The organism is Humisphaera borealis, from assembly GCF_015169395.1.
Classification (GTDB): domain Bacteria; phylum Planctomycetota; class Phycisphaerae; order Tepidisphaerales; family Tepidisphaeraceae; genus Humisphaera; species Humisphaera borealis.
The window spans coordinates 1,477,717-1,496,651 of the sequence record NZ_CP063458.1; the positions used below are offsets into that span (position 1 = coordinate 1,477,717).

The window sequence follows — 18,935 nt, forward strand, 5'->3', positions numbered from 1 at the left end:
ATGGCGAACTTCAACGCAGCGGAACGCGGTGCATACACAGACACCGCTGGGATGCGATGCGATCCCGAACGACCTCCGATGTCGCCCGGTCGCCTCCGAAATATCCGAACCGTAAAGCCGACGCGATCTCGGCAATGACAGGCCGAAAAAACACCAGCAGTCGGGAACAGAAACCCGCCCGACAAACGGAGTTTACCGATAACTCACGCCGGTTGCATCAAGGCACCCAGTATCACAGGGGCAGGTCCGCAATGCAATCGCAAACTGGCACGTACAGATCCACCGTAAAAGTGTGTCGAATAAATGCTTAGGAACCCGAAGGCTGCTCGGTAACGCTGGTGCCGCACTTCACTGGTGGTCAACAGCGTATGAAAACCGTAATCGACAGCCGAATCGCCCGCATATCCTTCGCGCTGTCTCCCTGCCACCGCGTGGAATGGCCTCGATTCTCCTCTCGAATGCCGTCGCGTCCGGGATCGGCCCTTGGGTCAGAGACACCCCGCAGCCGTTCGTGTATTCGGTACCCTCAGCGCGGAGGTTTCTTCCATTGACGATCATGGAATTTGAGGACGGTTCCACACGTCTGACCCGGCCAGTCCGGTGAGTTGGAATCCAAGTCGAATCCCCCAAAGCGGTAACCGTGACATTGATGGCTACTTGACGGCGGGCGTTTTACGCCAAGACTAGGCGGTTTAGGCAAAGGACACTTTGATGGGCGAGAAAGAGCTTCGAGAGAAGTACGGCGGCAAACTTGCGAAAGCGATCAATCGGGCAATTCGCGCCGAGATTCCTGGTGGCAACGAGGCTCTCGATAAGCTTACCGAGCTCGCAGGGCCCGCACGGCACAGCGGCTGGAAGAACCGCCAGGGCAAGAATACGGCCGAGGCCGACGCGTACTACAAGCACAAGAAGGAAGTCGTCGATCGCATGGAAGCCGACATTCGTCGCCGATGGGGTGTACCCGCCGACACCGGCTACTGAAGTGCGCGGCCTGCGGCGTCAATAGTGACGACAATCCCTCGGGACGGTCGCAGCCTGGAATGAGCGTGCATTGACGTTGGCGCCGCTCAACGATCCTGACGAGATTCGGCTGAAATCAGAACCAGAACCCACCTACCTCATTGATCAACCGAGCTCTTCGGACGCCACTGCCTTCTGAGCGCCGCCTCCGCCTGCACCTGTTCGCTGGCCAGTCGTGGAGAATCGATCGCGTTGGTTAGTTCGTTGGGATCCGTGACGGCATCGTACAGCTCGCGGGCGATGGTTCGGCCGGTGGTCCAGTCGCGCCATTCGGTGTATCTCACGCTCGGGGTTCGAACACTCACTCCCATCGCTTTAGGGCGTTTCTCGGGCTCGCGATCGTAGTACGCCGGGCGGGGATGCTGCGTATAAGCGGCGGCTTTGAGTTGGGCCAAGGGATCTTTGAGTATTGGCGTCAGGCTCGTTCCCTCCAAACCTTCAACAGGGGGCAGGCCGCACAGTTCCACCAACGTGGGAAATAAGTCGACCAGTTCTGTCAGTGATTCGGTCTTCTTACCCGCCGACGACATGCCCGGAGCGGAGATCATCAGAGGAACCCGTGCGTCGAACTCGAAGTTCGACGTCTTGGCCCAAAGCCCGTGCTCGCCAAGGTGATAGCCGTGGTCGCCGGCGAAGACGATGATCGACTTTTCGCCCATGCCGCTGGCGTCCAGCGCGTCGAGCACTTTTCCGAGCTGTGCGTCCAGGTAGCTGATGTTCGCGAAGTAGCCGTGCCGCATTTCGGCTTCGTCGCCGGGCGTCAAGGTAACGCGTTTATCGCCAGTCCCCAGGATTTCTCGACTGTCGTGGAACGCGATTTCGGGTGCACCGGTAGGACGCGCGGCATTCAGCGGCGGCAGTTTGTCACGCTGGTATAGATCCCAATACTTTTTCGGCGCGTTGAACGGTGCGTGAGGCTTCCAAAAACCGACGGCGAGGAAGAGCGGCTTGTCCTTGACCTCGCTCATGACGCGAATCGCCTCGGCGGCGACCCGGCCGTCGTAGTAGGCGTCGTCCGGAACGTCGCGGCATTCGCACTTGGGAGCCTTGGCGGTGTCGGGTGGCAGCTCCCCTTTGACCTGGGGTTTATCGTCGCCATGGTTTGCGTAAAAGAGGAACTCCGGTGCCGACCAGCTTCGGGCATCGCCTTTTTCCTTGGTATGCCAGTTGTGGAAGATTTTTCCGCTGCAACGAGTCTCGTAGCCGTGTTGCTTGAACCAGAGCGGCAACGTCATCACATCCGGTTTGAGTTCGCGGAAGTGGGTACCGTTGTTCCAGAGGCCGAGGGTATCGGGCCGCAGGCCGGTCAGCATCGACGACCGGGAGGGATTGCAGACAGCCTGCTGGCAGTAAGCTCGATCAAACTGAAGTGACCTGGCAGCCAGACGATTCAGATTGGGCGTGATCGCCGATGAACCGTAGCTGGCCAGTTCCGGACGATAATCGTCCGCCATGATGAAAAGCACGTTCGGTTTCGCGCTGGCTGCGAAAGTGCTGAGCGGAATGAGGCAGGCAAGAGCGACCAGTGCAAAAAAGGTTCGCGGCATTCCGGAAAGATACCGCCGGACCGTGTCGGGGGGTTAGTAAAACCGCAAGCAGCAAGCTGCCGGTTCCCCTTGCAACGCAGGCGCGCCGGCGACCTCGACCTACTTGACCATCGCGATTTTGTCGTCGAGCATCGTCGTCTGAAGTTGGCCGACGTTGTCCCACCACCAACCTTTTTCGTCCATCAACCCCATGTAGAAGCGTGTCGCACCCGCGGGCACGACAAAGCTCTGAAGCGTGCCATCGCTTTTCATACCGTCGCCAATAAAAAACACCTGCTTGAGGCCGGGCGACAGCGTGGAGAAGTTGCGGCTGTTCTCTGTAGTGAAGTCGAGTTCGGCAGCCTGCGAATACGTATTAGGCGCACGATCATCGAGGAATATGCCGACAAGCGACATAATCGGCGCCTTGGTGGAGTTGATTCCGTTGGCCGGATCCTGGCGAACGATCCAGTCGGTCTGTCCGTCAGGGCCGTAGGTGCCGGAGTTCTCGTACGACGTCTGACCTGTCGTTTGACGGAAGTAGACGGACATCCCGCCGGTCAAAGGAAGCGAGCTGATCCGAGTCGGCGAGTTGGTCGGTGCGACGCAGCCCAGGGGGTTGCCGCCGGTCGCCGCGATGGTGCTGCCGTCGCCCATACCCGCAAGCCAGGGCGATCCCTTGGCAATGACCGTTGCAGTGATGATGTTGCCGCGGGCGGCAATCGCGGAAGTTGTGATATCGGTGCTACTCAGCCGTAAAGCGCTGGCAAAGACTGGTGCCAGCGGATTGCTCCGCGACTGCGTTCGACGGGCCGTGACACGAATCGCTGTTGCGGAGTTCTGCGCGGCGCCGGTCAGCACCTCGAACGTTCTGGTTCCGGGATCCCAAAGTCCAAATTCGATGTCTGAATCCGTCAGCACCACCGAGGTGCCTGCGGCGCTATTCATCGCTGCCACGGCCTTGGCCTGGCTCGTAGCAGTCGCAACGCTGGTCTTTAAGCCCGCAACGCCGTAACGGGCCGCGGCATCGGACGCCGATTGCAGTTCAGTCTTGGCCAACTGGGCCCGTCCCCAGTCGACGGCGAATGTCGCCATCATGAGGAGAACGACCATGATCACGATCGAATAGACAACAACCGCGCCGTGGCGATGGTGAACCGAGGATGGGTGACCTGTGCTCATCTAAGAGTGCATCGGGTGCAACGGGGTGGCACTTTGGCTTTACCAGCCAATTTTCTGCCGCGACTATCAGACGTTCTGCCTTTGCGGCGTATGACGATCATCGTGCAGAATGTTTCGCTTCAACTGGCGTTGTTCCTCCCGGTAGCGACCGGTAATGCCACTCTGCGACGCCCTGCTCGGAAATCCACCCATGCTCAACCGAACACTCATTCTGCTTCTGGCTGTCGGTCACTTGCTTTGCCCTGTCAGTCGAGCCGGCGCGGCGGAATCTACAAGGCCTAACATCCTGTGGCTCACCACTGAAGACATCGGACCGCAGCTCGGCTGTTACGGCGACGCGTACGCCGACACCCCCAATCTTGATGCATTCGCCGCCCGGTCACTGCTCTACCTGACCGCCTGGTCGAACGCACCGGTGTGTGCTCCCGCCCGAACGACGATCATCGCCGGCGTTTACCCGACAGCCACGGGTGGAGAGCACATGCGCTCCACCGCCCCGCTGCCCGCACAAGTGCGGATGTACCCGCAAATCCTCCGCGAGGCGGGGTACTACTGCACAAACAATTCGAAGGAAGATTACAACCTCGCGCCCAACGGCAAAGTCTGGGACGAATCATCCGGCAAAGCACATTACCAGTCGCGCGGTGCCGGCCAACCATTCTTCGCGGTGTTCAACCACGTCGGCACCCATGAAAGCCAGATTCGCACCCGTCCCCACAAGGCAGTGCACGACCCCTCCAAGGCCGTGATTCCCGCTTATCACCCTGACACGCCCGAGGTGCGGCAGGACTGGGCCCAGTACTACGACAACATCACGACCATGGACGGCTGGTTCGGTAAGCAGCTGGCCGAACTGGCGGCGGCTGGCCTGGCGGACGACACAATCGTTTTCTTCTACGGCGACCATGGATCGGGCATGCCGCGGAGCAAGAGAACCCCATTGAACTCTGGATTGCGGGTTCCGCTGCTCGTTCACGTTCCCGAAAAATGGAAGCACCTGGCTCCGCCGGAGTACTCGGCGGGTGGCAAGACCGACCGCCCCGTGTCGTTCGTTGATCTGGCACCCACGCTGTTCAGCATTGCTAGCATCGCGGTCCCGGATTGGATTCAAGGTAAGGCATTCGCCGGAGGCAAGGTTGTCGAGCCGCGCCAGTACGTGTTCGGCTTTCGCGGACGCATGGACGAACGGACCGACATGGTTCGCACGGCCCGTGACAACCGGTACGTGTACGTGAAGAACTTCATGCCGCACCGGCCGCACGGCCAAAGCGTGGGCTACCAGTTGCAAACGCCAACCACGCGTGTCTGGAAGGACCTGTTCGCAGCTGGGAAGCTCACACCGGAACAGTCATATTTCTGGCAGGCCCCCAAGGCGAGCGAGGAACTCTACGATCTTCAGTCAGACCCGTGGGAAGTCAGGAATCTCGCTGCCGACCCTGCACATCAGGCGACGCTCGAACGACTCCGCACCGCAACTCAAGACTGGATGCTTGCTACGCGCGACGTCGGTCTGCTGCCCGAAGGTGAGATCCACAGCCGATCCAAGGGAAGCGACCCGTACACCTACGGGCATTCGCCTGACTTCCCGATCGCGAAAATTCTCGCCGCCGCCCGTCTCGCTTCCAACGGCGACCCGTCGGCCGCCAAGTCGCTGGCGGGGCTGCTCGGCGACAGCGATTCTGCCGTTCGCTACTGGGGAGCGATCGGCCTGTTGGCCCGGGGCAAGGCTGCCACCGAAGCCCATCACGACGCCTTGGTCTCTGCGATGACAAAGGACGACTCGGTCTACGTCCGGATCGTCGCCGCCGAGGCTCTTGGCAAGTTCGGTAACGACGCAGATCTGGCGGCCGCGCTCAGGACCCTTCTGGCCGCAGCCGACGCACCCAAGACGGGTGCTTACGCAACGACGTCGGCACTGCAGGCGATCGACGAACTTGGTAGTAAGGCGATGTCGATCAAGAGTGAATTGGCCGCCATCCAGGTCATCGACCCGACGTCCTATCCGCGCACTCGCGAGTACCCGACTCGGCTGATGGAAACCCTCTCTGCGTCGCTCGGTTTCGAGTACGGAAAACCGGCGAAACAGCCTAAGAAGGGCAAGAAGTGAGTTGAAGAGAAGAGATGTATCAGGCCCAGTCGGCGTCGGTGTAGAACTTGTGCGACACGTCTTCAGTGCCCCGCCTGATCCGGCTGATGTCGTCGGCCGACAGCCGCTTCTGCCAATTCTTCACATTCGCCGCTGACGCCAACTGAACGAAGTGCGTGCTCTTGCCCGCTACGGCGGCGTCCTTGAGATTCCCTTCGTCGCTGCTTTCGCGGATGGTTTTCTCGGCCGATGGAGTCCAGGTCAGTTTGCAGTGGTCGTACATGCGGCGGTAGCCGCCGACAGGATCGAGCGACAGGTCTTCGTGTCGTACGTAGAGCCAGTCCGGCCGATTCTGCCGGTAGGCGTCGATCACGTGATGGAAGACTCGCCACTGGAGGATGGCCTGGTCGATGATGTCGTCATTGCCCCGCTGCTTGCGGGCGATGTCGTCGGCAAACGGGGCGAGCGGCCCGGCCATCAGTTCTTTCTGGCCCGACCACTGTGTCCAGTCGAACACCCAGTTCTTGAGCTTGATTGAACTGCAGAAAGCGGCCGGGTGCCGAATCATCACCACGATGTCCATGGCGAAACGGTCGGCCAGCCACGGCGTGGCGAACAGCGCGATCGGGTCTTTCATCAGCGGGCGGTGGCCGGTGAACCGCCGGCGGGTCCAGCGGAGCCAGTGATTCGTCGCCTTCCAGGCTTGCTTCAAGCTCGGGTCTTCGCCGTACGTGAACGACCATGAGTACCCGAACGTCAACGTCTTGCGGGTCGGCTTCTCCCATTCCGAGGCGTTGTGGGCGGCGACGTAGGGGAACCAGATGTCGGACCGGGTGAATGTATACGGAAGAACCCAGCCCGGCTTATACGGCTCATGGATGTAGTCCACGCCCGGTGCCGCCGCCAGCATGCGACCCACCCAGGTCGTCCCGGAGCGGTGAGAGCCGGTGACGAGGATTCCGCGCGTGTCGCAGAGTTTGGGGTAGCGCTGCATCCAGTTCTGTCCGACAGGTGCCGTCCCCTGCGAGCGGCGCGGGTCGGTGCTGGTCATCGGCTCGGTCGACTCCATCATCAATTCCGTGGTCATGAGGTTCCGCGCTTACGTCTGCGTGGCACAGCTTAATGATCCGTCGACATTCTTCGCAACAGCAGGAAACAGGACCCGCAAATTAGTTCGCGTCAAACGCAAGGGCTTACGCCGCGGTAACCGCAGGCATTGCCGCGTGGAGTGTAATGCGGTTCCTCCCGTCTTTCTTGCTGCGGTACAAAGAAGCGTCTGCCCGGGCGATGAGCTGGTCGGCATAAGACGGAATGGACTGCGGGACGTCGCGTAACGCCGCAATTCCAATGGACATCGTCAGTGGTGGGATCACCTCATTCGGCAACGTCTTTTGAAACAGCGTGGTACCGCCCTGCTTGTACTCGGCGCGGATACGGTCCGCCACCCCCGCTGCTTCCTCGGCGGAAGCATGTGGAAGCAGCAGGATGAACTCGTCGCCACCATATCGCGCCGCAACGTCCATCTTTCGCATGTTGGCGCCGATGACCTTGCCCACGACCACCAGGATCTGATCACCGACCTGGTGCCCGTGCTTGTCGTTCAGTTGCTTATAGCCATCCAGGTCGATCATCACGCATGACAGATTCTGCGTATAGCGCTGGGCCTCGGAGAACAATTGCTCGAAGACGCGACCGAAGTGTCTGCGGTTATAGAGGCCGGTGAGAGGGTCCGTCGCAGCGACCTCTTCGACCTTCTTAAGTGATTCTTCCAGAAGGAGATTCTTTTCCTTCAGCGCGTCGAGCGTCTGTTCGAGCTCAAGACGCAGCGACTCGTTCTCCCTCTTGACCTTGGCAACCTGAAGATTCTTCTGGACGACCAGGGGGATCGTGAAGAGATAGTCGCCGACCTTGACCACGTAATCGGTCGCGCCACGCTGAATCGCTTCGGCGGCGATGTGTCCGACGTTCTCCCCGGTAACCATGATGACGGGTGTAGTGCAGCGCTTTTGAATCTCGCTGAGCAACTCCATGCCCGTGCCGTCTGTCAGGTTGTAGTCGGAGAGAATGAGGTCGAACGAGGCCAGGTCCTGGTCCAGGGCTGCCCGCTTGCTATCGACGCCGACGACCGTCCCGGCACCGAAGTGGTCTTCCAGCGTTTCACGGATCAGGTCCCGCTGATCAACGTCGTCTTCGATGATGAGCAATTTCAGGCGTTCCAAGTCGAGAATTCCTTCCGGCAGTCCATTTTGCTCTGCAGAAGCTGGCAACCTCGTTCTGATGCCAGCGAAAACTCACCTGATCAGTCCGCAGTGTTATCGCTTGCACAGGGCCTGCGGGATCCTGTGATGCGGGTACTGATGAATCTTGAGCCAGTAGTTGGCGCTGGCCCGCACGGTCTCCAGGAACTGCGCGCCACTGGCGGGCTTCAGGGTGTAGCTGTTGGCACCGTGCTCAGCCGCCTGCCTCATCTGCTGTTCGTCACTGACGCCGGTCATCATCACGATCGGCGTGTCATCGAGTTCTGGTATCGCCCGGATCGCTTTGAGCGTGTCCTGGCCGCCCATCCCGGGCATCTCGACGTCCAGAAAGATCAGGCCGGGTCGAGGCGCGTTGCTCCACTTGCCTCTTCGCTCAAGAAACTCCATCGCTTCCAAGCCGTTGGAGACTTCAAACGGCTGGCAATCCATGCCGCTACCTTCGATCGCGTCGCGGATCAGCATTCGGCAGTCCGGGTCGTCATCGACGAGCAGAACGGCAAGCGCGCCGCCGACGGCGGTCCGTGCGTTCAAGAGGATGTCGGATTTCGTCTGCATTGACCGTCTCGACGAGGCTTCCGTCACGACCGTTTGGTCACGCCGTGTTTCTCACGCCGCCCGCTGTCCCGGCGATTCCTTCGCCGTATCGGGCAGACTGCCGACGTAAAGGTACTTCCGATCGATCGTGAATCGGAACGTGCTGCCGACACCGACCAGACTTTCCACGCGGATGGAGCCGCCGTAGGTCTCTACGATGCTCTTGACGCTGGCCAGCCCGACGCCTTTGCCCGCGATACACTGCACGCTTGGGCTCTTTCCACGTCTAAACACCCGGAAGAGGCCCTTCATGTCATCCGGATCAATGCCCAGGCCGGTATCGCGAACGAAGAACTCCGGATGTTCGCGGTCGGATCTGCATCCGACGTGAATTTCACGAACCAGCTGGCCCGGAGCGCATTCGGACATCAACTCGATTCCTGCCGCGCGGAGCCGAGCCGGGTCGGAACCGGGACCCATGTATTTAATGGCATTATCGACGAGATTCTGGAGCAACTGTCGCATCCGCGATCGCTCGCACACCAGAATAGGGAAGTCCGAGTCGACGACGAACCGGATGTCGCGGCTTTCCAGATCCTGCGAGACCAGGTCAGAAACTTCGTGGACTACCTCGACGATCCGGATCGGCTCCATCTTGTGCCGACGTGTCTTAATCCGGCTCAATTCCAGCAGTTCCCCGATGAGCGACGTCTCGACCTCGACGTTCTTCTGGATGCGTTCCAGCCGATGAACGACATCCGCATCGAAGCTGTCGCGATGCCTGTTTAGAAGCATGGACACCATCCCGTCGATGTTGCGGAGAGGTGCGTTGAGGTCATGACTGACCGTGCGCATGAAATCGTCCTTCTCCGCGATTTCCTGCCTCAATCGCTCGTTGGCCTGTTGGAGTTCGCCAGTCCGGCGCTGAACCTCTACTTCCAGTTCGTGGTTGTTTTGTGCCAGGCTGGCGTTGGCCGTTTCAAGTCGGCTGTTGCTCTCAGCAAGTGCGGACTGCTGCGAGCGGACTCGATGCACCATGTCGTTGAACGATCGAGCCAGCGTTCCGATCAGGTCCGCGCGATCGACGGCGACGCTGGTCTCGAGCTCGCCGCGGGCAATTCGCTGGGTCGCGGCGACGAGTTGGCGGATGGGCGTAAAGACGTGATGCACCAGTAGGTACATCATGGGCACGCAGACGAGCACCGCGACAGCCCCGATAAGCAGCACCGAGAGCCTGACGTTCTGCCCACGGGCGTCCGTCTCGGCCTGGGAAAGACAGATCGTCACATAGCCGATGGGCTCCGTGTCGATCGAGGATTGCGCTGCAGTGCTGACCTGCCGGACCGGGCTCGTCAACTCGACGTAGCGACCCAACGATGCCGCCCAGCCAGCAGTCGGAACGCCAAGTTCGGCAGTACGTTCTCGAGGATTGGCGAAGTAGGCATGGCCGGCCTGTTCGATGTCCGGATCAACCGACGCAACAGCCAGCTGGGAGCCGTTGGCGTCGAAGAATGCAACGGCAACCACGCCCCGCGTCTTCATGAGCTCGGCGCCAATGCGCTGCAGCTCTCCGGCGTCGAGACGACGCAGAGGTGGCTCGCTGGCCATCGCGAGCGTCTGCGCGAGCTGCGACGCGTGCTGCTCGGACATTCGGTCGATGCTTTCCCGCGTTTCGGAGACAAACAGCCAACAGCTTGCGGCGAGTGTCGCGGCGAGCAGAACCAGAAAGCAAAGTACGAGCTTGCCTTGTAGCCCCGTATGACGGGTCAGCGGCGGGAGCCGTTCGGAGAGCCTTCCGAGTGCCGATGATCGTGAATCTGTTGGACCGATGGTGGGCATGCCTGCGCGTCCCCTACTGGCGCAGTGTGAGCAGGAACGCATCCTGTCATCGACCGAAGACGGAGGCTGCTTAACGACCCGAAATGTGTCACGCCCGGAAAGTAGTTCAGGGGCGGTGTATTCTGGTAATTTGGCGCTGAAATCGACGGGGGTGAGCACCTCCGCCGCTCTCAGGGTTTACAAAAGACCAGCCCGCACAAGCCGGGTTTTCGGAAACACACGCATTGACCCTCGCGGCTGAGGTCGCTGGCCTACCATTGCCCCACCGAACCGCGGCAGTCATTGAAAGTGTTCGACCATGATATCTCCCACCTCGCTCGATCAATTTGAAACGCTTGCCAAGTCACGTCGGGCGACTCGACAGTTCCGGCCGGATCCGGTGGACTCGGCATTGCTGATGAGGGTCATCGAAATCGCGCATTGGGCACCCAGTGGCTACAACCTTCAGCCGACGCACTTCACACTGGTAACCGAAGGCGCACGAAGAAAGCAGTTAAGCGTCGCATGCATGGGCCAGCATTCCGTCGCCGATGCGCCCGCAGTGGTGGTGATCAGTGGCGACCGCCGGGTGGTGGAGAATCACTTCGACGCCATGCTCGAGTCCGAGCGAAACGCCGGATCGCTCAAGCCGGCTTACGAGGCGCTGCTGCGGAAGTACGTACCGTTGGGTTTTCGTCGCGGGCCGGTAGGACTAAACCTGCTCTGGAAGGCGACGCTGCTGCCGATCGTCCGGCTGTTCCGCCCGATTCCGGAAATGCCCGCCGTGCACATGCGGTTCTGGCTGGCCAAGCAGACGTCGCTGGCGGCAATGAACCTCATGCTTGCCGCCGAGGCCGCTGGACTTGCCACGCTGCCGATGGAGGGATTCGATGAAGCCCGGGTTCGCCGAGTTCTGGGAATGCCCCGATCGCAGGTCGTCACGATGGTGATCGCCGTCGGCTATCCCACTGACGACCCCAGAAGTAAGACGCGGCTTCCGGTGCACACGGTGTTGCACCAGGAGCGCTGGTGAGGAAGTAATTAAGGGGCAAAAGAAATGCTGGGCGGAAAGAAGAAGAGCCCGTCCGAAAACTCGGACGGGCATCTTCTCGATACAATGAGCTAGGCGAGGTGAGCGCGACTTACGGGGCGGTCGCGTCATCGTTGGGAAGCAGAATCGAGTCATCGCGACGATTCGGCAGGCCTGTCGCGCTGCTGCCGGAGCCGGTGGCAGTCGCGGTCGCCGGGCCGCTGGTGTAGATGTTATCACGGTAAGGCTGGTTCGTGACCGGGATACCGCAGAATGGCGAGGTCTGCCATTCGACGTGACCGTCGACGTACACCACCTGCTGGCCGTCGTTGGAGTGGTTGTTGCTGTTGCCGCGGGCCATTTCAAGGCGAGAGGAGGTGTAGAGAACCGCCGTCACGCTGCTGCTGTTAGGATTTGCATAGCCACCCGATGGGGTACCGGAGGTGCCAGGGCTGATATCGGCAGCGAATGGATAATCCGGGCTAAGGGTAGTATCAAACTTCCAGCCGTTCTGAACAGCGGTCGTGCTTCCGAACGGGGAGTTGTAGCTGTAAGAGTTGTAATCGCGGTAAGGGCCGGGCCAGTTCGAGAAATCTTGGATGCCCTGACCCGAGCCACCGCTGGAGTAAGCGCGGGTGGCGTTGCTGCTCGGGCACAGGAATGCCTCGGCTGTGAGATCCGTGCTCTTGAGCAGGTGATAGAAGGATCCACTGACGCTGTTCGCGCCAACAGGGCCGGGACCATTAGTCAGGCTGAACGCGTTGTTAACTGGCGTCTTGTCCTTACCACCCTTGGTATCGACGCTGTGGCCCGCCGCAGGGTTGTAGTACGTCCGCGCGAACTTGCCGTTATCGCGGGTGCTCTGGTTGGCGTAGATGACGGCGGCCAAAGCGATCTGACGCAGATTGCTGGCGCACTTAATCCGGTTGGCCTGTTCGCGAGCGCGGTTCAAGCTCGGGAGCAGGATCGAAATCAGCAGTGCGATGATGCCGATGACGACCAACAGTTCGACGAGGGTAAAACCCTTCGCCTTACGAGACACAAGCTTCATATGAAGCTCCTTTCGGGGTGGCCGCGTTTTGTCGCGACTCGGTCGGGAAATAGGGTATGGATGATTACCGGTCCAGCGAATCGCTGGGAAATCGACCGAGGGGTAACAAAATCGGCGGCGAGGAAAGAGGGCCGGCGAACGTCGCCAGCACCGCTACATTCGACATAAACATTCGGAACAAACTCTCCGCAACCTTGATTATACAGCTTCTCTGAAAAATGGGTGAGAAAAACGTGAATTGTTTCAACGAAAACTGACATGGGGTTTTCCCACCCGATTCCTCTGACAAGTGCTGTACGCTTGCCATCGAGCCGGGGTTTGCCGCTCCACGCACAGGGTCATTGTCCGCCGCCACGTCAGCAACTATGCTCCGTTGTGTGTCGACGCGGCGCATACCCAGAAAAAGTCCCGGAGCCGCAGCCGCTGCCGGCGATCATCCCTTTGTTCGCAAAGAAGTTACAGCCGCAGTGGTGCTCGCAGTCTTGGCCTGCGTGGTGTTCGGGCGTGGGATCGGGAACGACTTTGTCGATTGGGACGACACGACCGCGATTGTCTACAATCCCGACTACAACCCGCCGTCACTAGACAAGCTCGGCCACTACTGGACCCAGCCGTTTCGTAACTTCTATGCGCCAGTGCTCTACAGCGTGTGGGGGATCGCCGCGTACGCCGCCTACGACGAATATGTCCCGCCCGATATCACCTCGGTAGCGGCTGCCTGGCGCCTCGCGGCAGAGCCGTTCCATGTGCTGAGCCTGCTCGCCCACATCGGATCAACCGTATTTGCGTTTCTCATCCTGTCGAGATTGTTCGAACGCCGAATGGTCCCGGCGTTCGTGGGCGCGGTCGTGTTTTGCGTCCATCCGCTTCAGGTCGAGGCCGTCGGCTGGGCGTCGACGCTCTACACGCCCTTAAGTGTCGCTCTCGGGCTCGCCGCCTGGTGGACGCTTCTGGCAGCGCTCGACCGTCGAGACAAGGCGGACGGCTCGCGGTGGAAATGGCGCTACGTGTTGGCCACCCTGTTGTTCGCAACATCGTTGCTCACCAAGCCATCGATGGTGCTCATGCCGTTGATCGCCCTGTTCGCAGAAGCGATCGTAAGGCGCCGGTCTCGGGTGCAGATCAAGCGGTCGGCGTGGTTGATCGCCCCGTGGATCGCTCTGAGCGGCGCTGCGTCGTGGATCATCAGCTCGTATGCCCAACCCGCACTGGATGTCGTCCGACCGCCAACGTTGCAGCGACTGCTGATCGCCGGCGACGCACTGTCTTTCTACATGGGGAAGGTTGTCTGGCCGGTCGGGCTGGCACCGGACTACGGGCGCACGCCCACCATGGTGCTCGAAGGTGCAATGCCTTGGCTGGGCGTCTCGATCTGTCTGGTCGTGGCGGTAATGAGTGTGGTGATCTTCCGTGCCAATCGAGCCGCCGCCTGCGGACTGTGGATCTTCCTGATCGGCGGACTGCCGACGCTCGGCTTGGTGCCCTTCGACTTCCAGCTCTACTCAACCGTGGCGGATCGATACGCCTATTTCTCGCTCTTCGGCATTGCCATGGTGGTGAGTGCGATCGCCGCCCGGCTCTCGTACCAGCGTAGCGACAATCTCTGGCGATGGGGGATCGTGACGGGTGGCATCCTTCTGACGCTATGTGTCCTCACGATACGGCAGCTCGGATTCTGGCGAGATTCGCCCACGTTATTTGCCCGATGTCTGGACATCAATCCCACGAGCCGGGTGGGACTTGCGGGAATGCTTGCATGGAAAAGCGATCACAAGCAACCTGACGAGGCCATCGTGTATGGCAGGTTGGCGGTGGCTCATCATCACGGGGACTATCGGCTCTGTCACCGCGTCGCCGGCGTGCTGATGCAACTGAAGCAGTGGGACGAAGCGATCGCAATGCTCGAACGGGCGGCGCAACTCGCGCGAGAACCGGACGCGAAGGCCGATGCAGTTAACACCCAAGGCGTCGCATTCGCCCTCTCCAACCGCCCTCCTCAGGCGGAACAACGCTTTCGCGCCGCCTTGGCGCTGCAAAGTGATCTGCACTCGGCGCATCGAAATCTCGCGGCACTGTACCTGTCGCAAAACCGGCTTGCCGATGCGCTGGGTGAGTTCGAACAGGCGTTGCGGCTCGATCCGGCGAATCCGCAGTATCGCGGAGCCGTCGCCCAGCTTTCGGCAGACCTTCGTCGAATGACCGCGACTCCGGCGACCAAGCCGGCGCCCTGAACTGTCGCATCCGGATGACGTCGATCGACGCTGCCCAAAGGTGGACAGTGTTCCTCAGCCGGTGGGAAGCTCTGCGGCAGGCGGAGCGAAGCCCGGGCTGCTTTGTTTCTCGATCAGCTTCTGGACCACGATCTCGGGCAGCACCGCATTCAGTTGACGGATGTCACCGCCGAGGGCGACGACCTGCCGGATCAAACTGCTGCTGGTCAGTGCGTATTGCTCGCCGGCCATGATGAAGACCGTTTCAACGCCTCCGACCGCCCGGTTGGCCAAAGCCAGTTGAAACTCGTACCGCAGGTCGGACACGTCGCGAATGCCCCTCAGGATTGCAGTCGCCCTGGCGTGCTTGACGAAATCAACCGTCAGACCGGCGTAACGCTCGACGCGCACTTGAGGGATGTCCTTCACCAGCGACTTGATCAGCTTGACGCGCTCGTCGCGCGTGAACAACTCGCGTTTTTCAGGGTTGGTGCCGACGGCGACGATCAACTCGTCAAACAGCGCCTTGCCGCGGCGAATGACGTCCAGGTGACCGTTGGTGATCGGATCGAACTGGCCAGGGAATACGCCGACGCGGCGAACGGTCCCGGATGCGGGATGGGTGTGCGTGTTGGGCAATCGATTCCTCCGGTTCTCGCCGACCGATTATTGGCCGGCGGACGGGCATGTCCACTGATGAATCGTCGCGTATCATCGTCGTTCATGCTCGAACGCATCACCGCCACGGACGGCGTCGTGTTCTATCGGTCCGAACGGTTATTCCGGATTGGCACGCCCCATGGGTTCAGTACCCGCATCGGCGGCCAGAGTTCGGGGCCGTTCGCGTCGCTGAATCTCGGTAATCCCAACGGCTGTCCCGTCCAGGACGACGTCGCCAACATCGCCGAAAACTACCGCCGTCTGCAGAGCGCGATCGGCGCGGCCGATCGCCGGCGCGTATACGTTCATCAAGTTCATGGCGACCATGTCGAGACGGCCGACGATGCCCTGGCATTTGATTGCAACCTGAAGGCCGACGCGATCGTTACGTCGGACTCCGCCGCTGTCGCGGCGGTTAGGGTGGCTGATTGCGTGCCTGTCCTGCTCGCGTCCGTGGATGGTCGGACAGTGGCAGCGGTGCATGCAGGTTGGCGTGGGGTCGTGGCAGGAATTGTGCTGCGTGCCGTTGAGAAACTCCGCAACTCGGAGTCGCTAGCCTCCGCCTCGACCCCCATAGCGGCGGCAATCGGTCCCTCCATCTCGTTCGACAACTTCGAGGTGGGCCCAGAGGTAGTTCGCGCGTTCGAGGACACCTTCGCCGGCGACGCGGCGAGGATCGTCAGGCCTGTCGGGGGCCAGGGAAAAGCGCTGATAGACCTTCGCACGGCACTGAAGATACAGTTGAAATCAGCCGGGATCGACGAATCGTCAATCGATGTCAGCGATCGCTGCACATACCGGGATGTAGCCGAGTTCTTCTCGCACAGGCGCGATAATGGTGTCACCGGCCGCATGGCGGCACTCATCGGGGCGGCCTGAAACCGCATGCGAAGGTGCCGGGCTCCGATAGCGACCCTTGATGATTCAAGGGTTAAGCGATGACTTTGTTCAGCGGATAGGTGATCAGCCCGGTCGCCCCGGCGCGCTTGAGTGGCGGAATCAGTTCGCGTTCCTGCTTTTCTTCCAGGATAACCTCGACCGCGACCCAAGCCTGGTCGGCGAGTCGACTGACCGTGGGGCTTTTTTCGGCCGGCAGCAGTCGAAGCACTTCCGCGAGAGACGCCTCGGGAACATTCATCTTCAGCCCGACCTTTGCTCGCGCGTCGATCGCGCCGCGCAGGAGCATGGCGATGTTCTCCATCTTCTCGCGCTTCCAGGGCGTTTCCCAAGCCTTCTTGTTCGCGACAAACCGCGTCGTGCTGGTCAGCAGGGTGTCTACGATCCGGAGATTGTTGGCCCGGAGTGATGAACCGGTTTCCGTGCAGTCGACGATCGCATCGAGCAGGCGTGCCTTGATCTCGGTGGTGCCCCACGAGAACTCGACCGTAACCTTGATGCCCTTCTGTTCGAAGTACTTCCGGGTGACATTCACCAGTTCGGTTGCGATGATCGCCCCGTTGAGTTCCTCGGGCGTGCGCACCACGCTTTCGTCCGGCACGGCCAGCACCCACTTGACCGGGTTCACGCTCGCCCGGCTGTACTCGAGTTCGCAGATCTCGACGACGTCTTTCTCGTTGCCGTTCTCCACGATCCAGTCGTACCCGGTCAGACCGCAATCGACGATGTTGTCGCAGACGTAACGGCTGATCTCCTGTGCGCGGAACAGCACCGCCGACATCTTCGGATCGTCTATACGCGGGAAGACACTGCGGTCGGCAATCGATACGCGGTAGCCCGCGCGGCCGAACAGATCGACGGTGGCGTTCTGGAGGGATCCGCTGGGCAGACCGAGTCGGAGTGTTGATTCAGGGAGGCGGTCAGTCATGGCAATGAGTGCTGAGATAAAAGTGCTGAGTGCTGAGCGGGGCCGATTGCCGTCTTCACTCAGCACTCAGCACTTTCACCTCAGCACTCTCGAGGGTCATTTCTTCTTCTTGCCGTCGGTCATCGCGACGCGGCGAAGCGCGGAGTAAAGGTCGTAGTGCTCTTCGCTCTTCACGGCGTGCTCGAGGAACTTCTGTGCCTCTTCCAGGGTGGCAGTCGATTCCAGCACTTCCTGGTCCTTGAGATAGGCCAGGATCGAGTCGTCGACCGGAACCGCATGCGCGTCAAAGCCGAACAGCATCGTGTATGCCTCGACGAACGGATGCATGTCGGGCATGTCCTTCACAAACTGCCGGGCATCACGCTTGGAAAGCGTCTTGAGCCGATCGAGGCTGAGCGTGTGCTCTTTCTCGAAGATCATGTTGAGACAGGTCGTGATCAGGCTGACCCGCTTGGCCACGCCGGGGAACTTCTGGCCGAGCATGTCTTCGACTTCGAGCTCGGTCGCGACGCGAAGTTCGTTCAGGTCAACGAATTCGTGGCCGATCACGACCATCGCTTCTTCGGCTCGGGCGTCGGAGACGTCGTAGCTCATCGCACCGCGAACCATCGCCTGCAGCGGTTCGTAGGTGGGCTTGGGCTCGGGCTTGTGCTCCTTGAGAAGTTTCTTCAGGAGTGAGCGGAGCTCTTCGGCATGTTTGGTTGCGTTCTTCATTCGGTCCGGAATTAGATCTTCTCCAGCGGGTCGGGCGTCCCGGTAGGTCGTAGCACGGGCTTCCATCCCGTGGTCGCGGAACTCCGCGGACAATTACAGTCAACTGGCCTTCACGACGGGCGACCAAGTCGCGTCCCAGGCGGATCAGGGTTTCGCGTCGGGCGTGGCCGCGTCGGTGGTGGCTTGCGTTTCAGCCGGAGCATCAACCGCGTCGTCGGCAGGCGGTGCGTTCGACGCCTCGGTCGCCTCGCGTTCCCGGCGCAGATTCTCGAGCACATCCAGGATGCTCAGTTCCTTCTGCAACTGCTCATCATGATGAAACCGGATGAACGGCGCCTGTCGCAGCGACAGCGACTTAGTCAGCCTCGTCCGCATCAGGCCCGCTGAATGTTTCAGGGCATTGAGCCCGGCAACCTTCTGGCCTTCGGTCGCCATCATCGTCACGTAGACGTCGGCATACTCAAGGTCATCCGTCACCTTGACCCGCGTGATGCTGACGATCGTCGGCAGGCGCGGGTCGCTGAGCTCACGCATGATAAAGTCGGCCAGCTCGCGCTGGATGGTGCTGCCGAGCATTTCTGATCTTCGGGACATCTTCTTCTACTTACCTTTAACTATCGCCGCTTCCACCAGAAGGCGACGACAAAACCTGCGCCGCCGGCAATCAAGAGCACTAGCAAAATCTGAGAGGCGTGCTCAAACCACCAGTAAACATCACCGAGGTACCCGATGCTGGATTCAAAGGAAATCCATCTGGTAGTCATCAAGCCCCACTGCCGGTGTCGCCCGGATCAGGTTCACCAGCTGGTCGAGGGCGCTTTGCACATACGCCTGATCGTTGCTCACCATCGCCACTGCAAGGATCGCCCGGCGGTGCTGGTCGAGCGCGCCGACTTCGGCGATGGACACATTATGGCCGCGGCGGATTCGGTCCTTCAGGCTCCGAACCGCCTGCCGCTTATCCTTCAGCGAAAAGCTGTCCGGAATGGCAAGCTCGAGCTGAAGGATACCGACGATCATT

At 60.5% G+C, this 18,935-nt stretch carries 17 protein-coding genes; 5 read left to right on the forward strand and 12 right to left on the reverse strand.

The window, feature by feature from the left end; translation table 11 throughout:
* The first annotated feature begins 711 nt into the window (after positions 1 to 711).
* A complete protein-coding gene (locus IPV69_RS05475; RefSeq protein ID WP_206293909.1) occupies positions 712 to 981 on the forward strand; it encodes a hypothetical protein in 270 nt (89 codons plus the stop codon).
* 137 nt (positions 982 to 1,118) lie between these two features.
* Here the strand turns inward: IPV69_RS05475 and IPV69_RS05480 are convergent, their stop codons facing one another.
* Both IPV69_RS05480 and IPV69_RS05485 read right to left on the reverse strand, forming a co-directional pair.
* On the reverse strand, positions 1,119 to 2,567 hold the full coding sequence (locus tag IPV69_RS05480) for a sulfatase (protein WP_206293910.1): 1,449 nt from the start codon (positions 2,565 to 2,567) through the stop codon (positions 1,119 to 1,121).
* A 99-nt stretch (positions 2,568 to 2,666) separates the two neighbouring features.
* Entirely contained in the window at positions 2,667 to 3,728 is a 1,062-nt protein-coding gene (locus IPV69_RS05485) for a TadE/TadG family type IV pilus assembly protein (protein ID WP_261361992.1), read from the reverse strand.
* A 190-nt stretch (positions 3,729 to 3,918) separates the two neighbouring features.
* Between IPV69_RS05485 and IPV69_RS05490 the strand changes: the two genes are divergently transcribed.
* Complete coding sequence (locus IPV69_RS05490; protein ID WP_206293912.1) at positions 3,919 to 5,835, forward strand: sulfatase-like hydrolase/transferase; 1,917 nt, start codon at positions 3,919 to 3,921, stop codon at positions 5,833 to 5,835.
* A 19-nt stretch (positions 5,836 to 5,854) separates the two neighbouring features.
* Here the strand turns inward: IPV69_RS05490 and IPV69_RS05495 are convergent, their stop codons facing one another.
* From IPV69_RS05495 to IPV69_RS05510, 4 genes are all read right to left on the reverse strand, one after another.
* Complete coding sequence (locus IPV69_RS05495; RefSeq protein ID WP_206293913.1) at positions 5,855 to 6,901, reverse strand: sulfotransferase family protein; 1,047 nt, start codon at positions 6,899 to 6,901, stop codon at positions 5,855 to 5,857.
* A 106-nt stretch (positions 6,902 to 7,007) separates the two neighbouring features.
* Positions 7,008 to 8,033: a GGDEF domain-containing response regulator gene (locus IPV69_RS05500; RefSeq protein ID WP_206293914.1), complete on the reverse strand. Its 1,026-nt coding sequence runs from the start codon at positions 8,031 to 8,033 to the stop codon at positions 7,008 to 7,010.
* Between the two features lie 93 nt (positions 8,034 to 8,126).
* Positions 8,127 to 8,627: a response regulator gene (locus IPV69_RS05505; RefSeq protein WP_206293915.1), complete on the reverse strand. Its 501-nt coding sequence runs from the start codon at positions 8,625 to 8,627 to the stop codon at positions 8,127 to 8,129.
* A gap of 51 nt (positions 8,628 to 8,678) precedes the next feature.
* On the reverse strand, positions 8,679 to 10,256 hold the full coding sequence (locus tag IPV69_RS05510; protein WP_206293916.1) for a sensor histidine kinase: 1,578 nt from the start codon (positions 10,254 to 10,256) through the stop codon (positions 8,679 to 8,681).
* 487 nt (positions 10,257 to 10,743) lie between these two features.
* Here IPV69_RS05510 and IPV69_RS05515 point away from each other — a divergent pair, with 487 nt between their 5' ends.
* Complete coding sequence (locus IPV69_RS05515; protein WP_206293917.1) at positions 10,744 to 11,457, forward strand: nitroreductase family protein; 714 nt, start codon at positions 10,744 to 10,746, stop codon at positions 11,455 to 11,457.
* Positions 11,458 to 11,566: 109 nt separating this feature from the next.
* On the opposite strand, the gene IPV69_RS05520 is transcribed toward IPV69_RS05515, so the two are convergent.
* Positions 11,567 to 12,505, reverse strand: coding sequence for a type II secretion system protein (locus IPV69_RS05520; RefSeq protein WP_206293918.1), 939 nt, complete (start codon positions 12,503 to 12,505; stop codon positions 11,567 to 11,569).
* A gap of 365 nt (positions 12,506 to 12,870) precedes the next feature.
* Between IPV69_RS05520 and IPV69_RS05525 the strand changes: the two genes are divergently transcribed.
* Positions 12,871 to 14,736 carry a tetratricopeptide repeat protein gene (locus tag IPV69_RS05525; protein WP_206293919.1) on the forward strand — a complete coding sequence of 622 codons (1,866 nt, stop codon included), beginning with the start codon at positions 12,871 to 12,873 and terminating at the stop codon, positions 14,734 to 14,736.
* 54 nt (positions 14,737 to 14,790) lie between these two features.
* Here the strand turns inward: IPV69_RS05525 and coaD are convergent, their stop codons facing one another.
* Positions 14,791 to 15,354, reverse strand: coding sequence for a pantetheine-phosphate adenylyltransferase (gene coaD / locus IPV69_RS05530; RefSeq protein ID WP_206293920.1), 564 nt, complete (start codon positions 15,352 to 15,354; stop codon positions 14,791 to 14,793).
* Positions 15,355 to 15,438: 84 nt separating this feature from the next.
* On the opposite strand from coaD, the gene pgeF reads away from it, so the two are divergent.
* On the forward strand, positions 15,439 to 16,254 hold the full coding sequence (gene pgeF, locus IPV69_RS05535) for a peptidoglycan editing factor PgeF (RefSeq protein WP_206293921.1): 816 nt from the start codon (positions 15,439 to 15,441) through the stop codon (positions 16,252 to 16,254).
* Between the two features lie 52 nt (positions 16,255 to 16,306).
* Here the strand turns inward: pgeF and hisG are convergent, their stop codons facing one another.
* The 4 genes from hisG to IPV69_RS05555 form a co-directional block, all read right to left on the reverse strand.
* Entirely contained in the window at positions 16,307 to 17,200 is an 894-nt protein-coding gene (gene hisG / locus IPV69_RS05540; RefSeq protein WP_206293922.1) for an ATP phosphoribosyltransferase, read from the reverse strand.
* 96 nt (positions 17,201 to 17,296) lie between these two features.
* Positions 17,297 to 17,914: a hypothetical protein gene (locus IPV69_RS05545; RefSeq protein WP_206293923.1), complete on the reverse strand. Its 618-nt coding sequence runs from the start codon at positions 17,912 to 17,914 to the stop codon at positions 17,297 to 17,299.
* Between the two features lie 144 nt (positions 17,915 to 18,058).
* Positions 18,059 to 18,508, reverse strand: a complete 450-nt coding sequence (rbfA, locus tag IPV69_RS05550) for a 30S ribosome-binding factor RbfA (protein WP_206293924.1) — start codon at positions 18,506 to 18,508, stop codon at positions 18,059 to 18,061.
* Between the two features lie 144 nt (positions 18,509 to 18,652).
* A complete protein-coding gene (locus IPV69_RS05555; protein ID WP_206293925.1) occupies positions 18,653 to 18,934 on the reverse strand; it encodes a DUF503 domain-containing protein in 282 nt (93 codons plus the stop codon).
* Position 18,935 lies beyond the last annotated feature (1 nt).

Excerpts from the sequence above, each read along its gene's own strand:
- hisG (WP_206293922.1), bottom strand. The coding sequence starts at position 17,200 with ATGACTGACCGCCTCCCTGAATCAACACTCCGACTCGGTCTGCCCAGC.
- rbfA (WP_206293924.1), bottom strand. The coding sequence starts at position 18,508 with ATGTCCCGAAGATCAGAAATGCTCGGCAGCACCATCCAGCGCGAGCTG.
- IPV69_RS05485 (WP_261361992.1), bottom strand. The coding sequence starts at position 3,728 with ATGAGCACAGGTCACCCATCCTCGGTTCACCATCGCCACGGCGCGGTT.
- IPV69_RS05490 (WP_206293912.1), top strand. The coding sequence starts at position 3,919 with ATGCTCAACCGAACACTCATTCTGCTTCTGGCTGTCGGTCACTTGCTT.
- IPV69_RS05510 (WP_206293916.1), bottom strand. The coding sequence starts at position 10,256 with ATGTCCGAGCAGCACGCGTCGCAGCTCGCGCAGACGCTCGCGATGGCC.
- IPV69_RS05545 (WP_206293923.1), bottom strand. The coding sequence starts at position 17,914 with ATGAAGAACGCAACCAAACATGCCGAAGAGCTCCGCTCACTCCTGAAG.
- IPV69_RS05520 (WP_206293918.1), bottom strand. The coding sequence starts at position 12,505 with ATGAAGCTTGTGTCTCGTAAGGCGAAGGGTTTTACCCTCGTCGAACTG.
- IPV69_RS05525 (WP_206293919.1), top strand. The coding sequence starts at position 12,871 with ATGCTCCGTTGTGTGTCGACGCGGCGCATACCCAGAAAAAGTCCCGGA.
- IPV69_RS05515 (WP_206293917.1), top strand. The coding sequence starts at position 10,744 with ATGATATCTCCCACCTCGCTCGATCAATTTGAAACGCTTGCCAAGTCA.
- IPV69_RS05505 (WP_206293915.1), bottom strand. The coding sequence starts at position 8,627 with ATGCAGACGAAATCCGACATCCTCTTGAACGCACGGACCGCCGTCGGC.
- IPV69_RS05475 (WP_206293909.1), top strand. The coding sequence starts at position 712 with ATGGGCGAGAAAGAGCTTCGAGAGAAGTACGGCGGCAAACTTGCGAAA.
- pgeF (WP_206293921.1), top strand. The coding sequence starts at position 15,439 with ATGCTCGAACGCATCACCGCCACGGACGGCGTCGTGTTCTATCGGTCC.
- IPV69_RS05480 (WP_206293910.1), bottom strand. The coding sequence starts at position 2,567 with ATGCCGCGAACCTTTTTTGCACTGGTCGCTCTTGCCTGCCTCATTCCG.
- IPV69_RS05495 (WP_206293913.1), bottom strand. The coding sequence starts at position 6,901 with ATGACCACGGAATTGATGATGGAGTCGACCGAGCCGATGACCAGCACC.
- IPV69_RS05555 (WP_206293925.1), bottom strand. The coding sequence starts at position 18,934 with ATGATCGTCGGTATCCTTCAGCTCGAGCTTGCCATTCCGGACAGCTTT.